We start from the raw sequence: 15,745 nt of genomic DNA on the forward strand, positions 1-15,745 counted from the left end.
CGGTAAGCCTAGCCGGGGACGGGATGTGACGATGACAGCCGAACTGACGGTCGCGGCATGGCCGGGACTCACCCCGCGTCTGTTGCGGGTCGGGCCCGAAGGCTTCGCCGACTATCGGCACGCGGGAGGCTATGCGCCCCTTGCCGATCCGGACCACCTGCTGTCCGAGGTCGAGGCGAGCGGATTGCTGGGCCGCGGCGGTGCCGCCTTCCCGATGGCGGTCAAGCTGCGCACGGTACGCGACAACGGAGCCGAGGCCACCGGAACCGTGGTGATCGCCAACGGCGAGGAGGGCGAGCCGGCCTCGATCAAAGACCGTTGGTTGCTGCGCAACCGTCCGCACGTCGTGCTGGACGGCCTGCGGCTGGCCGCGGGCATCGTCGGCGCGGACCGGACCGTGGTGTACGTCTCGGACGCTGCGGCGGCCGACAGCGTCGAGCGCGCGCTCGCCGAGCTCCCCGGCGATCTGACCGAAGCGCCGGTCGAATTGCTCACCGTCGCTGCGGGTTACGTGGCCGGAGAAGAGACCGCTGCGGTGCACGTGGTCAACGGTGGCCCGGCCAAGCCCACTGACAAACCCCCGCGCCCGTTCGAGGAAGGGGTCGCTGGCAAACCGACGCTGATCAGCAACGTCGAGACGCTGGCCCACCTCGCCTACCTCCACCAGCACGGCGCCGAGTCGTTCCGCGAACTCGGGACCGACGCGTCTCCCGGGACGTTTCTGGCCACGATCACCGGAGGCGGACGCGCACCCGCGCTGTACGAGCTGCCGCACGGCGTCGCATTCGCCGATCTGCTGACCGTGCACGGGGTCTCCCCCGAACACGTTCGCGGCGCGCTCATGGGTGGGTACTTCGCCGGCTTGGTCAACCGCGACATCGTCGGGGCCACATTGGATCACGAGTCGGTGCGAGCCCTGGGCAGTGGATTGGGGTGCGGTGCGATCGGCATCCTGACCGCTGACTGCCCGGTGGCAGTGGCCGCGTCGGTGCTGGCCTACTTCGACCGGGAGAACGCCGGCCAGTGCGGATCGTGCTTCAACGGCACCGCCGCGATGGCGGCCGTCGCGACCGGGCTACGTGACGGCGTGGCCACCGAGGAGGACGTGGACCGGCTCAAGCGCTGGTCGGTGGTGCTGCGAGGCCGCGGCGCCTGCGCCACCCTCGACGGTGCGGCCAACGTGGCGGCCAGCCTGCTCGCCCGGTTCCCCGACGAGGTGCAGCGCCACCTCGAAAATAGCTGTCAGACCTGCCTTTCCGGCGCTTTCACCGCCGCACGGCCATACGAAGTCGAATCCGGGGTGGTGCTGGTATGAGGATCAAGCTGGATCGAACGTTGTGTGATGGATTCGGGTTGTGCGCCAAGCATGCGCCCGATTACTTCCCCCTGGATGACTGGGGATACGCCGTGCTCAAAGGCGACGGCAACATCTCGGCGGCCGACGAGGACGCGGTTCGCCGCGCCCTGCTCGACTGCCCGGTGCACGCGATCATCGAACTGAAAGACAAGAGAGCCGAGCGCGACGCAGGTTGACCCGCCAAGTGTGGATCACCGATAACTGCAACTGGTAACGTGATTCTCCACATCGAATAACCCGCTTACCACCGGAGACGAGTTGTCACAGATACCGGGACGTCCGCTCCCGACGGTCACCACGCTCAACGAGTACTTCTGGACCGCGGGCGCCGATGGGGTGCTGCGCATCCAGGAGTGTCAGGACTGCAGCGCGCTCATCCACCCACCCCAGCCGGTCTGCCGGTACTGCCACAGCCGCAACATGGGTGTGCGCGACGTGTCGGGGCGGGGATCGCTGGCCGGGTTCACGGTCAACCACCGCTTCGGATTTCCCGATCTGCCGCCGCCGTACGTGGTCGCCGAGGTGGCGATCGCCGAGGATCCGCGGGTCCGGTTGACGACGAACATCGTGGACTGCGATTTCGACGACCTCAAGCTCGGGATGCCGGTCGAGGTCGATTTCCAGCACATCGAGGACGTCTGGCTGCCGGTGTTCAAACCGTCGACGGACACCACGTCCACCCCGCCGGTCGCCGAGCCCGTCGCGCCCCAAGACGTCGCCAACCACGTGCGCCCGATGCTCACCAAGCAGAAGTTCGAGGACCACTCGGCCATCACCGGCATCGGGATGTCCAAGATCGGCCGTCGGCAGATGGTGCCGCCGCTGGCGCTGACCATAGACGCCGCCGAAACGGCCGTCGCCGACGCCGGTTTGACGTTCGACGACATCGACGGGCTCTCCACTTACCCGGGCCTGGCGATCGCTGGGATGGGGGAAGGCGGGGTATCCGCCCTGGAAGGCGCGCTCGGGCTTCGGCCGACCTGGATCAACGGTGGGATGGACACATTCGGCCCTGGTGGCTCCGTCATCGCGGCGATGATGGCCGTCGCCACCGGGCTGGCCCGCCATGTGCTGTGCTTCCGCACGCTGTGGGAGGCCACCTTCGGCCAGCTGGTCAAGGAGGGCAAGATGTCCCCTCCGATGGGTGGCCGCAGCGACAACTGGCAACACCCGTACGGCGCGACCTCCGCGGCGCACACGTTGGCGCAGAACGCCGGTCGCCATTTCGACCGGTACGGCACCACGCGCGAGACGCTCGGCTGGATCGCGCTGAACCAACGCGCCAACGCCGCGCTGAACCCGACCGCCATCTACCGCGAGCCGCTCACCATGGACGACTACCTGTCGGCGCGGATGATCACCACACCGTTCGGCCTGTATGACTGCGACGTGCCGTGCGACGGCGCGGTGGCCGTCATCGTCTCGGCGGTGGATGCCGCTCGCGACCTGGCGAAGCCGCCGATCCTGTTCGAGGCGGTGGGCACTCAGATCATCGAGCGCCTCGACTGGGACCAGACCACGCTCACTCACGAACCACAGGTGCTGGGCCAGAGTGCGCACATGTGGTCGCGAACCTCGTTGCGTCCCGGCGATGTCGATGTCGCCGAGCTCTACGACGGGTTCAGTTTCAACTGCCTGTCCTGGCTGGAGGGTCTCGGCTTCTGCGGCATCGGGGAAGCCAAGGACTTCCTCGACGGCGGCCACAACATCGCCCGCGACGGCGTCATCCCGCTCAACACCCACGGCGGTCAGCTCTCGCACGGCCGCACCCACGGTATGGGCCTGATTCACGAGGCCGTCACCCAGCTGCGCGGCGAGGCCGGCGAGCGCCAGGTCAAAGACGCCCGCGTCGCCGTGGCCAGCAGCGGTGGTCTGACCCCCAGCGGCGTGCTGCTGATGCGCCGGGACGACTGAAGCGTGCGCACGCCATGAGTAACACAGCTCCGCACCCGAGAGTGGTGATGGTCGACGGCGTCCCGATATCGGCGCTGGTTGCCGAATCCCCTGACCCGCGGGCTGTTCTCGTCGCGCTGCACGGCGGGGCCACCACGTCGGCCTACTTCGACTGTCCCGGCCATCCGGAGCTGTCGCTGCTGCGGAGTGCGGTGGCGCAGCGGTACACGGTGATCGCGCTGGACCGCCCGGGATACGGCGCGTCGGCGGCCTACCCCGATGCGATGGCTCGACCCGAACAGCGTGTCAACCTCGCGGTCGGCGCCATCCGGCGCATCGCCGGGGCGGCCGGCCTTTTCGTACTGGGACATTCGATGGGCTGTGAGCTGGCTGTGCACCTGGCCGTGCAGCGGCCCGAGGTGCTCGGCGTTTCACTGGCCGGCACCGGCCGCCGGTATCACCCGGCCGCCCGGGAACTGCTCAAAGACGCATCGCCACAACGTCGTCCGCGCGGTCTGCGCGAGCTGCTGTGGGAACCCGCCCGGCTGTACCCGCCCGATGTGATCGGGGCCGGGTTGTCCTCGGACGGCACCGCGTACGAAGGTGATGTCGTCAAAACCTGGTCGTGGCAAGACTTTCCGGTGCTGGCGGCACAGGTGAAGGTCCCCGTCCAGTTCCTCGCCGGCGAATACGAGAACGTCTGGGAATCCGATGCCGAAGCCCTCGCGAGTATCGGTGCGATGTTCACCGCGTCACCGCGGGTACGGACGGGCGAACTCGCCGACAGCGGCCACAACCTCAGCGTGGGCCTGACCGCTCCGATCTACCACCGCGAGGTGTTGTCGTTCGCCGACGAGTGTGTGAACGACAGTGCCCGCGATGCTGTGAAAACCGATGTGGAAGTGGAGGCAGGTTGATGCGAGTCGGATTTATCGGGCTGGGCAGCCAGGGTGCACCGATGGCCCGGCGAATCGTCGAAGGCGGCTTCGAAACCACGCTGTGGGCGCGACGCGCGGCCTCGCTGGAGCCCTTCGCCGACACCGCGGCCAAGACCGCGGGCTCCCCCGCCGAACTGGCCGCCGCGAGCGATCTGGTCTGCCTGTGCGTCGTGGGCGACGACGATGTCCGCCAGGTGCTCGACGGCGAGACGGGGGTGTTGGCCGGCCTCGCGCCGGGCGGCGTCATCGCCATTCATTCCACGGTCCACCCCGACACCTGTCGCGATCTCGCGGATAAGGCTGCCGCCCAGGGCATCACGGTGATCGACGCCCCGGTGAGCGGTGGCGAGCCCGCCGCGTCGGCCGGCACCCTGCTGGTGATGGTAGGCGGTGACGAAGAGGTCGTCGAGCGGGTCCGCCCGGTGTTCGCCACCTACGCCGACCCGATCGTGCATCTCGGCGGGGTCGGCGCGGGCCAGGTCGCCAAGATCTTGAACAACTTGCTGTTCAGCGCCAACCTCGGCGCGGCCATGAGCGCACTGGAACTCGGTGAGGCACTGGGGGTTCCGCGTCAGGCGCTGTGCGAGGTGATCACGCGAGGCTCGGCCACCAGCAAGGCGCTCAACAGCATCGCGATGTTCGGCGGCACGTTGGACAACCTGGCACCGATCGCCGGGGCGCTGCTGCAAAAGGACTGCCGACACGCGGCCAGCCTGGCCAACGATGCGTCGGCCCCGCAGGGGGCAGTGTTTGATGCCGCCGACAATGCCCTCGCCATCATGAACCATCCCCGCTGATGCGCGTCGGTTTCATCGGCGCAGGCCGGATGGGCGCACCGATGGTGCGGCGCCTGGCCGAGGCCGGCCACCAGGTGCGGGCTCTCGGACGCGACGACGAGAAGCGCGCCGCGGTAGCCGAACTCGGGGCCGAGCCGGTCGATTCGGCGGTCGCGGCGGTGGCCGGCGCCGACGTGACGATCGTCTGCGTGTTCACCGACGAACAGGTGCGGGAGCTCTGCCCGGAGCTGATCGACGCGATGGCGGCCGGGTCGGTGCTCGTGCTGCACACCACCGGCAGTCCCCGTACCGCCGAGGCGCTCGCCCAACGTGCGGCGGCACGCGATATCGCGGTGATCGACGCCCCGGTCAGTGGCGGACCGCACGACATCGCGGCCGGGTCTGTCACGGTGTTCGTCGGGGGCGACGAGTCAGCCGTTTCCCGTGCCCGCGACGTCATGCAGTGCTATGCCGATCCGGTGCTGCACGTGGGCCCGGTCGGGGCCGGGCAACGGGTCAAGCTCGTGAACAACGCCTTGTTCGCAGCCCAGATCGGCGTGGTCGCCGAGGGTGTCCGTCTCGGCGACCGGCTGGGCATCGACGAGGCGACGCTGCTGACCGCTCTCACCCACGGCAGCGCCGCGAGTCGCGCGCTCGGCGGTATCGCGGCCACCGGCTCGGCCGATGCGTTCATCGCACGCGTCGGCGAGTTCATCGGCAAGGATGTCGCCGTGGTCCGCCGGACGGTGTCCGAGCTGGACGGCAACCTGGGCCAGTTGGAGGGCCTGCTCGACACCGCGACCCGGTGAAGGGCCAGGGCAGCACGACCTGATCAGCGCCCATTTCGCGCTTTTCAAACACCCCCAAACGGTTTACTGTTAACTTTACAGTTCAACCGTTTCCCGTAACGCGTCGCAGCGCTTCCGGCCCAGCCCGCCGCGAAGGAGGAGCCAGCCAATGACCAAGGCCCAGGTGATTTTCGATCCGTTCTCCGAGGAATTCTTCAACAATCCCTTCGACATGTACCGACGGATGCGCGAGGACGCACCGTTGTACTACAACGAGGACTCCGACTTCTACGCGCTGACGCGCCATGAGGACGTCGCCGCGGCCCTCAAGGACCACGAGGCGTTCTCCTCTTCGCGCGGCTGCGATCTGGCGATGGTGCAGAGCAACGAGCCGCCGCAGAAGTCGATCATCTTCATGGACCCACCGGACCACCGGCACATGCGCAGCCTGCTGAACAAGGCGTTCACGCCCCGCATGATCCAGTCCCAGCGCGACACCGTCGTCGAGCAGATCGACCACTTCCTGGGCCTGATCGACTCCGACGAGTTCGACGTGGTCCAGGATTTCTCGGGGCCGTTCCCGGTCGAGGTCATCACCCGGATGGCCGGTGTCGATCCGGAGTACCGCCAGCAGGTTCGCCATTGGATCGACACCAGCCTGTCCCGGGAACCCGGGCAGATCGGCTACTCCGAGGCCGGTATGCAGGCCAACATTGACACCGGCATCTACTACTACGGGCTGGTGCAGAAGCGTCGGCAAGATCCGCAGGACGACATGATCAGCCGGCTGATCGCCGCGGAGATCCCCGGCGAGGACGGCCAGATGCGCCGCCTCGATGACATCGAGATCACCGGATTCGCCACCTTGCTCGGCGGAGCCGGAGCCGAGACCGTCACCAAACTCGTCGGCACCGCAATCGTGTTGTTCGCCCGCCATCCCGAACAATGGCAGAAGCTGCTCGACGACCGGGAGAAGGTTTCGGCCGCGGTCGAGGAGCTGCTGCGCTACGAGGGCCCGGTGCAGTACAACGTCCGCTACACCCTCAAGGAGGCCCACGTACCCAGCGGCACCATTCCGGCAGGCAAGCCGGTGTTCTTGATCAGCGCCGCCGCCAACCGTGACCCCGATGCGTTCACCGACGCCGACACCTTCGACATCGAACGCGATCGCACCGAGGCGCAGAACCTGGGCCTGGGCTACGGCATCCACAGTTGCCTCGGGGCCGCACTCGCCCGCATGGAGAGTGCCATCGCCCTGGAGAAGCTGCTCGATTTCATGCCGCGGTACGAAGTGAAATGGGATCAGCTGCAACGGGTTCACATGCAGAACGTGGCGGGTTACTCGAACGTGCCGGTGAAGGTGCTGCGGTGACCAAGAAAGTTCACGTCGACTTCGAGATCTGCGAGAGCAACGCGGTCTGCATGGGGATCATCCCCGAGGTGTTCGATCTCGACGATCAGGATTACCTCCACATTCTGCAGGAGGAGGTGGCGCCGGAGAACGAAGCGCAGATTCGCGAAGCGGTCCGGCAGTGCCCCCGGCAGGCCATCTCGATCGAAGAGGAGTAGCCCGCCGATTCGCCTCCCACTGCGCCGTTTTCGACCCCGGGGTCGCTTCGATCGAAGAATCACGACCCAGGCGTCGAAAACGTCGATCCGGCTACGCCGCGGCGATCACCGCCTTGCCGAATTTTTCGGTGGCTTCCAGGGCATGCGCCAGGCTGTCCCCCGGCAGGGTCACGTGCAGCCACGTCACCCCGAGGGCGGCGAGCTTCTCCACACCGGCCAGATAGGCATCGGCGTCGAAGTCGTCGTCGCCGGGACTACCGCCTTCGAAGTTGTTGAACACGATGTCGATTCCACCCGGATCACGACCGGCCGCATCCAACCGGCCCCGCAGGTCATCGACCCCCGCGGCCAGTGCATCAAGTGAGTCGATGGCCGCGGTGCCCGCGGTCTTGGCGAGCCCCGGCGGCGCGGCGAACGGACACCAGCCGTCACCGTGTCTGGCCACGCGTGCCCGAGCGGCCGAGGTGTTGCCACCGATCCAGATCGGCGGGTACGGATCCGCCGCCGGCCGCGGGTGCGCGGTGATACCGCGGGCGCCGAAGTGCTTGCCCTCGAAGGCGTAGTCGTCGGTGGTCCAGATACCGCGAATCACCTCGAGCGCCTCGTCGAACAATTCGGCGCGCTCATCGTAGGAGACCCCGAGCGCGGCGAATTCGCGTTTGAGATAGCCGACTCCGACGGCCAGCGTGAACCGGCCGCCGGACAACAGGTCGAGGGTCGCGCCGGACTTGGCCACCACGAACGGGTTTCGATACGGCAGCACCACGATGTTGGGTACCAGGCGCAGGGTCGTGGTGTGCGCCGCGGCGAACCCCATCGCCACGAACGGATCGACCGCGTCGTGGCCGCCGGCGTCCAGCCACCGCTGTGACGGAGCCGGGTGGTCGGTGAACCCGAAGCCGTCGAACCCGGCCACCTCGGCCGCAGCGGCCATCGCCGCAACTCCGTTGCCACTCACCAGATCCGGATGGTACGGGTGAGTGTGCATCGGATACGTGACGCTGTAACGCACCGCGGCCGCTTCCGGTCAGGCCGGGAAGCCGGACAGAATGACGCCGTTGCACTCGGCAGCGCGTGCGCGAACCTTGGCCGCCGCCTGGTAGGCATCCGAGTAGTACCACTCGCGCGCGGCGTCTACGGATTCGAATTCCAGCACCACGGTCTGCGTTCCGTGCCAGGCGCCCTCGATCACCTCGGGCTTCTGGTCGACGGCCACGATGGTGGCACCGCCCATCGCCTTCGATGCCAGCTTGGCATACTCGCCCATACCGGCCGGGTCCTTGATGTCCTCGGTGATGATCACGTAGCCCTTAGAAGTTCCAGATGCCATGACCAATCTCTTTCTCTAGTTGTCGATTTGGCTGATCGCCCGTTCCGGGCAGTTCTCTATCGCCTCGCGTGCCGCGTCTTCCAGGCCGGCCGGCACCTCTTCGGGATCGGCAACCGCCCACCCGTCGTCTGACATCTCGAAGACCTCGGGGCACAGTGTCAGGCACATGCCGTGGCCGGCACAACGGTCCTCGTCAACCCGGACCCGCATCAGGTGTCGAACTCCAGATGCAGCTCGGTCAGCCCGCGCAGGATGAAGGTCGGGATGTAGGTGTAGCGCCGGTCGCCGTCCGAGCCATGCCTGGCCTCGGAGATCCGGATGTCGGTGGTCCGGTCGAGCAATCGTTCGATACCGACCCGGGTTTCGGCGCGCGCCAGCGGTGCCCCCGGGCAGCTGTGGATGCCTCGGCCGAACGCCAGATGCTGGCGGGCGTTCTTGCGGGCCGGGTCGAACGTGTCGGGATCCTCGAACCGCCGCGGATCGCGGTTGGCCGCACCGTTGAGCACCATGACCGTGGTACCCGCGTTCAGCTCGGTCTCACCGACGGTCACCGGGCAGCGCGACAGCCGGAAGTCACCCTTGACCGGACTCTCGATCCGCAGGGCCTCCTCGATGAAATTCGGGATCAGGCTGCGGTCGTCACGCAACCGCTGTTGGATCTCGGGCTGTTCACCCAGCACCTTCAGCGCCGTGCTGAGCAGACGCACCGTGGTCTCCTGGCCGGCCGAGAAGACATTGGTTGCCACCCGCGCGACATCACCGACATCGGGGACACTGCCGTCCGGGAAGGTGGCCAAGGCCAAACCGGTCAGGACGTCGTCGCGCGGATTGGCCCGGCGGTCCGCGGTGTAGTCGGCGAACTGGCCGTAGAGGAACTCCAGCGGGCTGTGCGACAGCGATTCCTTACTGGTGCTGCCGACTCCGCCTCCGGAATTCTGCTTGATGCCATCGACGAACGCTTGCCGGTCCTCGTCCGGAATGCCGAGCAGGTCGGCGATCACCAGCAGCGTGAACGGACCGGCGAAGCCCTTGATGAACTCTCCCTCACCCGGCGCCAGGTAGTTGTCGAGCACCTCGTCGGCCAGTTGCCACATTGCGTCCTCGTTCTCCTTGAGGCGCTTGGGCGTGATCAGCCGCATCAGCAGTGAGCGGTGATCGGTGTGGGTCGGCGGATCCAGTGTGGGCAGCTGATCGCTGAACGGCAGTTCGTCGCGATGCTTTTCGATGAGCGCGGTGACCTCCTCGGCACTGCGGCCCTCCAGCGGTACCGGGAAACCGGGGAACGGGCCGGTAACCGACAGGCACGACGAGAAGGTCTCCTCGTCGTTGTAGACCTGCACGGCCTCGTCCCAGCCGGTCACCATCGTCACGTTGTAGTGGTCTTCGCGGGTGACCGGGCACTTGTTCCGCAGAGCCTCGAAGAAGGGATACGGATCATCGACCAATCGTTCATCGCGGAAGAAATCGATACCGGTTGGGTCGATCGCCATATGCTGCTCCCGTTCCGGCCGCACCTAGGAGAATGCGGCTCTCATCTCTGAATAGTAGATTTCCACAGCCCGGGGTGCCCGTCAACGTCAGACCCCTGTCCATCTGCGGCAAGCAGCAAGAATAGGATTCTCGCCCCCGCTTTTCCCCGGTGCTGCCCGTCGTCGCACCGCCCGGCCGGTGGCAAGTCGCCGATGGGACATTAGTTAGACAAACGTCAACTATTCTCTTTTGCCGAATCCGCTGTTACGGTGCGTGATATGCCAAGGGGCCCCGTGGCGGATACTGCTGACGGCAGTCAACGCCGCGCCTCGTTTCAGCGGGCCCGCTCGCACCGGACCAAGCGGGACCTGGTGCAGGCTGCGATGGCACTCTGGCGCACCAACGGCTACGCCAAGACCACGGTTGCCGACATCTGCCGGGCAGCCGGGGTGTCCCGCGCGCTGTTCTACTTCTATTTCCCGGCCAAGGAGGACGTGCTGTTCGAGGTCGGCCTGACCTCGACCCGACTGGCCCAGAAGCGGATCGCTGCGCTGCTGGACGGCGACTATGACCTGATGGCAGTCATCACCGAAGCGCTGCGCAGCCTGGAACGGTCGATGGCCCGCAATCCCCCCGATCTGATCGTCGAGACGATCCTCGAGGGGTACCGCCATGAACACCGCATCCTGGCCACCGGCGGTGCCGACCCCGAGACGCAGGACGCCGACATGTTCGGCGAGTTGTTCACCAGGGCCCAGGTCGACGGAAAGCTCGGCCCGCACGTCGACGTGGCGCATCTGTCCCGGCTGGCGCAGATCCTGGTCAGCGAAGGCGTCCGGCATTGGGCCGGCGGCGGTTTCGGCGACCGGGCTTTCACCGACGTCGTCGCACGTGACATCGGCGCGATGATCACCGGCTTCAACAACACCAATTAGATCGGAGGACCCCGATGGCGTGGGATTTCGAGACCGACCCGCAGTATCAAGAATTACTGGACTGGGCCGACGAATTCGTGACCGAACAGGTCGAGCCGCTCGACCTGGCCTTTCCACACCTGCAGTTCACCCAGTTGGAGGGCAAGCGAAGGGAAGCGATCGATCCGCTCAAGGCCAAGGTGCGCGAAAAAGGTTTGTGGGCCACCCATCTCGGGCCAGACCTCGGCGGACAAGGATACGGGCAACTCAAGCTCGCGTTGCTCAACGAGATCCTGGGGCGCTCACAGTGGGCGCCGATCATATTCGGCTGTCAGGCCCCCGACACCGGCAATGCCGAGATCATCGCGCACTACGGCACCGAGGAGCAGAAGAAGCAGTATCTGCATCCGCTGCTCGAGGGTGAGCTGTTCTCCTGCTACTCGATGACCGAGCCGCATGCGGGTGCGGACCCGACGCTGTTCACCACCAGCGCGGTGCGCGACGGGGACGACTGGGTGATCAACGGCTGGAAGTTCTTCTCCTCCAATGCCGCAACGGCGTCGTTCCTCATCGTCATGGTGGTGACCAACCCCGAGGTCAGCGCTTACCAGGGCATGTCGATGTTCCTGGTGCCCACCGACACTCCCGGCGTCAAGATCGTCCGCAATGTGGGCCTGTACGGCGAAGCGGACAACCACGGCAGCCATGCGTTGATCCACTACGACAACGTCCGGGTACCGGCCGAGGCGCTGCTGGGTGGCGAGGGACAGGCCTTCGTGATCGCTCAGACCCGGCTGGGCGGCGGCCGGATCCACCACGCGATGCGCACCATCGGCCTGGCCCAGAAGGCACTGGACATGATGTGCGAACGCGCGCTGAGCCGTGAGACCCAGGGCAGCCGGCTGTCGGACAAGCAGTTCGTCCAGGGCTACATCGCCGACTCCTACGCCCAGCTGCTGCAGTTCCGGCTGATGGTGCTCTACACCGCATGGGAGATCGACAAGTACAACGATTACAAGAAGGTCCGCAAGGACATCGCCGCGGTCAAGGTGGCCATGCCCACGGTGCTGCACGATATCGCCTGGCGGGCAATGCAGGTCCATGGCGCCCTTGGCGTCACCAACGAGATGCCGTTCTTGGGCATGGTCACCGGTGCGGCGGTGATGGGGCTGGCCGACGGACCGACCGAGGTGCACAAGACGACGGTCGCCCGCCAGGTGCTCCGCGACTACCAGCCGACGACCGACACCTGGCCGACCGAGTGGATCCCGCGTAAGCGTGAGGCCGCGAAGGCGAAGTTCGCCGAGTTCCTGGAGGCCGAGGTGGGCAACCTGTGACGCCATCCCTCAGCGAGATCGACACCGCGCGGCTTGCCGAGTGGATGGACAAGGCCGGGCTGCCGGGCAAGGGTGAGCCGCTGGAGGCCCGCTTCCTGTCCGGCGGAACCCAGAACGTCATCTACGAGGTCCGCCGCGGCGAGCACACCTGCGTCCTGCGCATGCCACCGGCGGGCGCCCCGCCGGATCGGGACAAGGGCATCTTGCGGGAGTGGCGCATCATCGAGGCGCTCGACGGTACCGACGTCCCACACACCGCGGCGGTCGGGATGTGCGCGGACCCCGAGGTGCTGGGCCGGCCGTTCTACCTGATGGGATTCGTCGACGGCTGGTCCCCGATGGACACTCATGGTCGCTGGCCCGAACCGTTCAACTCCGACCTGAGCGCCCGCCCTGGCCTGAGTTACCAACTGGCAGAGGGTATTGCGCTACTGGCCAACGTGGACTGGCGTGCGAAAGGGCTGGCCGATCTCGGTCGGCCTGACGGCTTTCACGAACGTCAGGTCGACCGCTGGATCGGGTTTCTCGATCGGATCAAGAGCCGTGAGTTGCCGGGACTGGAGGTGGCCACCGCCTGGCTGCGGGCCCACAAGCCGCTCGATTTCATTCCCGGTCTCATGCACGGCGACTACCAGTTCGCCAATGTGATGTACCGCCACGGTACGCCGGCGACGATGGCCGCGATCGTGGACTGGGAGATGGGCACCGTCGGCGACCCCAAGCTGGACCTGGCCTGGATGGTGCAATCGTGGCCTTCGCGCACGGACAGCCCGGAACCGTCCGAAATGGGTTACGTCGACATGCGCGGGATGCCCTCGCGCGACGATGTGGTGGCGCACTACGCGAAGGTGTCCGGACGCCAGGTCGATGACCTGGACTACTACCTGGTGCTGGCCAAGTGGAAGCTGGCGATCGTGTTGGAGCAGGGTTTTCAGCGGGCCGGCGACGACGAGAAGCTGCTGGCCTTCGGACCGGTGGTCACCGAGCTGATGCGATCTGCCGCCGAACTCGCCGAGTCCACCGATTACCGGTGAAGGCCGCCGTCTGCCCGGCGTACGGGTCACCCGACGTCGTTCGTGTAGACGACGTCCCCACTCCCCCGCTCGCCGCCGGCCAGGTGCGCGTCCAGGTCGGTGCGGCGGCGGTTAATTTCCCCGACGTGCTGCTCGTGGCCGGCCGGTACCAGATCCAGGTCCCGGTGCCGTTCGTCCCCGGCAGCGAGTTCGCCGGGGTGGTGTCCGAAGTTTCCTCTGACGCCGACGGTTTCGCCGTCGGCGACCGGGTGACAGGTGCCGGCCTGTTCGGCGCGTTCGCCGAGCAGGTGTGCGTTCCGGCGGCCGGGCTGGCCCGGATCCCCGATGGTGTGGACGACCGCACCGCGGCAGCCTTCGGCGTCGCCCACCGCACCGCCTATCACACACTGCGNGTGCAGCTCGCGGCGGCGCTCGGCGCGCGCGTCACCGCGGTGGCCTCGTCGGACGAGAAGCTTGCCGTAGCAGCCCAATACGGTGGGGACGCCCTGGTGAACCACGCCGCGGGAGACTTACGCGCCTCGCTGCGCGAGGCGCTGCCGGACGGTGCGCACGCCGTGCTCGATCCGGTCGGCGGCGAGCTTTCCGAGCCCGCCCTGCGGACGCTGCGTCGGGGTGGCCGGTTCGTGACGATCGGCTATGCCTCCGGCGTGATTCCCCGCATTCCGCTGAACCTGGTGCTGGTCAAAGGGGTTCACGTGCTCGGCTTTCAATTCCAGGACATCGCCCCGGATGAGTTCGCCCGCAACGAAACCGAACTGCGAGAGCTGTTGGTCACCGCGGCGGTCCAGCCGCACATCGGAGCCGTTTACCCGCTGGCCGAGGTGCGCGCGGCGTTGCACCTGGTCGCCGCCGGACGGGCGGTCGGCAAGGTCGTGATCGAACTCAGGGCTCCGTAGGCGGATAGAACTACTCACGCACGATCTCCTCGGCCGTCATCTGCTCACCCGTCGGCCGTTGCGGCAGCAATTTACACCAGCTCGACAGGGTGTAATCCCGATAGGCGCCACTTCCGGATCGGTTCCACATTGCAATCCACAACAGCCCGTGGCAGATTCGCCCCGAACCGGGCACCCGCAACCGATCCTTGACCGAACCGCCCCCGGGCTGCTAAGCAGGTGCACAGCCCTTTCATTACGGTCAGGAGACCAGCCGTGCCCACGTCGACCGAAGCCGATCTGTACTACGACCCCTACAGCGTCGAGCTCAACATGGACCCCTATTCGGTGTTCGCCCGAATCAGGGAAGAGGCCCCGCTGTACCACAACGAGCAGCACGACTTCTACGCGCTGAGCCGCTACGACGACGTGAACAAGGCCGTGATCGACCACGAGACGTTCATCTCCGGTCGCGGGGCCCTGCTCGAGATCATCAAGTCCGGCATGGAAATTCCGCCGGGCACCCTGATTTTCGAGGATCCGCCGATCCACAACATTCACCGCAACCTGCTGTCGCGGGTCTTCACCCCGCGCAAGGTACTCGCGCTGGAGCCACAGATCCGTGAGTTCACCGCCCGTTGCCTCGATCCGCTGGTCGGCGCGGACCGGTTCGACTTCGTCAACGACCTCGGCGAGCAGATGCCCATGCGGGTGATCGGCATGCTGCTCGGCATCCCCGAAGATCGCCAACGCGCCATCACCGACCACGGCGAGGAGACCCTGCAGGGGCAGACGGTCGATGCGCTGGCCACCGGGGAGGTGTTCGCCGAGTTCATCGACTGGCGCGCCGAGCATCCGTCCGACGACATCATGACCGATCTGCTCAACGCCGAGTTCGAAGATGAGACCGGCACGGTGCGCACGCTGCGCCGCGACGAACTGTTGTTGTACTTGACCGTCATCGCCACCGCCGGCTCCGAGACCACCACGCGACTCATCGGCTGGGCCGGAAAGACACTGGCCGATCACCCCGATCAGCGCCGTCAACTGGTGGACAACCCTGCGCTGATTCCCCAGGCGATCGAGGAGATCCTGCGCTGGGAGCCGCCGGCCCTGCAGATCGCCCGCTACGTCACCCGCGACGTCGAGTACTACGGAAAGACGGTCCCGGCGGGGTCGGCGATGCTGATGCTCGTCGGCGCCGCGAACCGTGACCACCGCCGGTTCGCGCCCGACGGTGATGTCTTCGACATCCACCGAGAACAGAAGTCACACATGACGTTCGGTGCCGGTACGCACTTCTGCATGGGCAACGCCCTGGCCCGGCTGGAAGGGCGCATCGCCCTCGAGGAGATCCTGAAGCGCTTCCCGGAATGGGAGGTCGACTGGGCAGGCGCCAAACCGTCGGAGACCGCGGCGGTGCGCGGCTGGTCGGCCATGCCAACCTTCGTGTGACATCGACGT

At 66.7% G+C, this 15,745-nt stretch carries 17 protein-coding genes; 13 read left to right on the forward strand and 4 right to left on the reverse strand.

Translation table 11 applies throughout. The annotated features are described in order from the left end of the window. Positions 1–25: 25 nt before the first annotated feature. The 8 genes from BN4332_RS11210 to BN4332_RS11245 all read left to right on the forward strand — a co-directional run bounded on the left by BN4332_RS11210 (position 26) and on the right by BN4332_RS11245 (position 7,321). Positions 26–1,315 carry an NADH-ubiquinone oxidoreductase-F iron-sulfur binding region domain-containing protein gene (locus tag BN4332_RS11210; protein WP_066898506.1) on the forward strand — a complete coding sequence of 430 codons (1,290 nt, stop codon included), beginning with the start codon at positions 26–28 and terminating at the stop codon, positions 1,313–1,315. Further along, positions 1,312–1,533, forward strand: a complete 222-nt coding sequence (locus BN4332_RS11215) for a ferredoxin (RefSeq protein ID WP_066898507.1) — start codon at positions 1,312–1,314, stop codon at positions 1,531–1,533. Before BN4332_RS11210 ends, BN4332_RS11215 begins: the two co-directional genes overlap by 4 nt. An 82-nt stretch (positions 1,534–1,615) precedes the next feature. Further along, a complete protein-coding gene (locus tag BN4332_RS11220; protein WP_066898508.1) occupies positions 1,616–3,271 on the forward strand; it encodes a thiolase C-terminal domain-containing protein in 1,656 nt (551 codons plus the stop codon). A 14-nt stretch (positions 3,272–3,285) separates the two neighbouring features. Beyond that, positions 3,286–4,167: an alpha/beta fold hydrolase gene (locus tag BN4332_RS11225; RefSeq protein ID WP_066898509.1), complete on the forward strand. Its 882-nt coding sequence runs from the start codon at positions 3,286–3,288 to the stop codon at positions 4,165–4,167. After that, the gene (locus BN4332_RS11230; RefSeq protein WP_066898510.1) at positions 4,167–4,985 is read left to right on the forward strand and encodes an NAD(P)-dependent oxidoreductase; all 819 of its coding nucleotides are present in this window, start codon (positions 4,167–4,169) and stop codon (positions 4,983–4,985) included. Before BN4332_RS11225 ends, BN4332_RS11230 begins: the two co-directional genes overlap by 1 nt. Next, complete coding sequence (locus tag BN4332_RS11235) at positions 4,985–5,773, forward strand: NAD(P)-dependent oxidoreductase (RefSeq protein ID WP_066898511.1); 789 nt, start codon at positions 4,985–4,987, stop codon at positions 5,771–5,773. The genes BN4332_RS11230 and BN4332_RS11235 overlap by 1 nt, the downstream gene beginning before the upstream one ends. A gap of 148 nt (positions 5,774–5,921) precedes the next feature. Beyond that, positions 5,922–7,124 carry a cytochrome P450 gene (locus tag BN4332_RS11240; RefSeq protein WP_066898512.1) on the forward strand — a complete coding sequence of 401 codons (1,203 nt, stop codon included), beginning with the start codon at positions 5,922–5,924 and terminating at the stop codon, positions 7,122–7,124. After that, complete coding sequence (locus tag BN4332_RS11245; protein WP_066898513.1) at positions 7,121–7,321, forward strand: ferredoxin; 201 nt, start codon at positions 7,121–7,123, stop codon at positions 7,319–7,321. Before BN4332_RS11240 ends, BN4332_RS11245 begins: the two co-directional genes overlap by 4 nt. A 91-nt stretch (positions 7,322–7,412) precedes the next feature. Here BN4332_RS11245 and BN4332_RS11250 read toward each other — a convergent pair whose 3' ends face one another. The 4 genes from BN4332_RS11250 to BN4332_RS11265 are packed head-to-tail and all read right to left on the reverse strand — an operon-like array spanning position 7,413 to position 10,141. Next, positions 7,413–8,309, reverse strand: coding sequence for an LLM class F420-dependent oxidoreductase (locus BN4332_RS11250; protein ID WP_276079712.1), 897 nt, complete (start codon positions 8,307–8,309; stop codon positions 7,413–7,415). A 39-nt stretch (positions 8,310–8,348) separates the two neighbouring features. Further along, positions 8,349–8,651, reverse strand: a complete 303-nt coding sequence (locus tag BN4332_RS11255; RefSeq protein ID WP_066898515.1) for a DUF1330 domain-containing protein — start codon at positions 8,649–8,651, stop codon at positions 8,349–8,351. Between the two features lie 15 nt (positions 8,652–8,666). Continuing rightward, entirely contained in the window at positions 8,667–8,861 is a 195-nt protein-coding gene (locus BN4332_RS11260) for a ferredoxin (protein ID WP_066898516.1), read from the reverse strand. Then, positions 8,861–10,141, reverse strand: a complete 1,281-nt coding sequence (locus BN4332_RS11265; RefSeq protein WP_066898517.1) for a cytochrome P450 — start codon at positions 10,139–10,141, stop codon at positions 8,861–8,863. Before BN4332_RS11265 ends, BN4332_RS11260 begins: the two co-directional genes overlap by 1 nt. Positions 10,142–10,399: 258 nt before the next feature. Here BN4332_RS11265 and BN4332_RS11270 point away from each other — a divergent pair, with 258 nt between their 5' ends. The 5 genes from BN4332_RS11270 to BN4332_RS11290 all read left to right on the forward strand — a co-directional run bounded on the left by BN4332_RS11270 (position 10,400) and on the right by BN4332_RS11290 (position 15,736). Further along, positions 10,400–11,056 carry a TetR/AcrR family transcriptional regulator gene (locus BN4332_RS11270; protein ID WP_066898518.1) on the forward strand — a complete coding sequence of 219 codons (657 nt, stop codon included), beginning with the start codon at positions 10,400–10,402 and terminating at the stop codon, positions 11,054–11,056. Between the two features lie 14 nt (positions 11,057–11,070). Continuing rightward, a complete protein-coding gene (locus tag BN4332_RS11275; RefSeq protein WP_066898519.1) occupies positions 11,071–12,372 on the forward strand; it encodes an acyl-CoA dehydrogenase family protein in 1,302 nt (433 codons plus the stop codon). A gap of 44 nt (positions 12,373–12,416) precedes the next feature. Next, complete coding sequence (locus BN4332_RS11280; protein WP_066898587.1) at positions 12,417–13,406, forward strand: phosphotransferase family protein; 990 nt, start codon at positions 12,417–12,419, stop codon at positions 13,404–13,406. Further along, positions 13,403–14,302: an NADPH:quinone oxidoreductase family protein gene (locus BN4332_RS11285; protein ID WP_066898520.1), complete on the forward strand. Its 900-nt coding sequence runs from the start codon at positions 13,403–13,405 to the stop codon at positions 14,300–14,302. The genes BN4332_RS11280 and BN4332_RS11285 overlap by 4 nt, the downstream gene beginning before the upstream one ends. A 312-nt stretch (positions 14,303–14,614) precedes the next feature. Further along, complete coding sequence (locus BN4332_RS11290) at positions 14,615–15,736, forward strand: cytochrome P450 (RefSeq protein WP_235654263.1); 1,122 nt, start codon at positions 14,615–14,617, stop codon at positions 15,734–15,736. Positions 15,737–15,745: the final 9 nt, after the last annotated feature.

Source organism: Mycolicibacterium houstonense (assembly GCF_900078665.2).
Lineage (GTDB): Bacteria > Actinomycetota > Actinomycetes > Mycobacteriales > Mycobacteriaceae > Mycobacterium > Mycobacterium houstonense.

Excerpts from the sequence above, each read along its gene's own strand:
- BN4332_RS11215 (WP_066898507.1), top strand. The coding sequence starts at position 1,312 with ATGAGGATCAAGCTGGATCGAACGTTGTGTGATGGATTCGGGTTGTGC.
- BN4332_RS11225 (WP_066898509.1), top strand. The coding sequence starts at position 3,286 with ATGAGTAACACAGCTCCGCACCCGAGAGTGGTGATGGTCGACGGCGTC.
- BN4332_RS11230 (WP_066898510.1), top strand. The coding sequence starts at position 4,167 with ATGCGAGTCGGATTTATCGGGCTGGGCAGCCAGGGTGCACCGATGGCC.
- BN4332_RS11235 (WP_066898511.1), top strand. The coding sequence starts at position 4,985 with ATGCGCGTCGGTTTCATCGGCGCAGGCCGGATGGGCGCACCGATGGTG.
- BN4332_RS11240 (WP_066898512.1), top strand. The coding sequence starts at position 5,922 with ATGACCAAGGCCCAGGTGATTTTCGATCCGTTCTCCGAGGAATTCTTC.
- BN4332_RS11250 (WP_276079712.1), bottom strand. The coding sequence starts at position 8,309 with ATGCACACTCACCCGTACCATCCGGATCTGGTGAGTGGCAACGGAGTT.
- BN4332_RS11255 (WP_066898515.1), bottom strand. The coding sequence starts at position 8,651 with ATGGCATCTGGAACTTCTAAGGGCTACGTGATCATCACCGAGGACATC.
- BN4332_RS11260 (WP_066898516.1), bottom strand. The coding sequence starts at position 8,861 with ATGCGGGTCCGGGTTGACGAGGACCGTTGTGCCGGCCACGGCATGTGC.
- BN4332_RS11265 (WP_066898517.1), bottom strand. The coding sequence starts at position 10,141 with ATGGCGATCGACCCAACCGGTATCGATTTCTTCCGCGATGAACGATTG.
- BN4332_RS11270 (WP_066898518.1), top strand. The coding sequence starts at position 10,400 with ATGCCAAGGGGCCCCGTGGCGGATACTGCTGACGGCAGTCAACGCCGC.
- BN4332_RS11275 (WP_066898519.1), top strand. The coding sequence starts at position 11,071 with ATGGCGTGGGATTTCGAGACCGACCCGCAGTATCAAGAATTACTGGAC.
- BN4332_RS11280 (WP_066898587.1), top strand. The coding sequence starts at position 12,417 with ATGGACAAGGCCGGGCTGCCGGGCAAGGGTGAGCCGCTGGAGGCCCGC.
- BN4332_RS11290 (WP_235654263.1), top strand. The coding sequence starts at position 14,615 with ATGGACCCCTATTCGGTGTTCGCCCGAATCAGGGAAGAGGCCCCGCTG.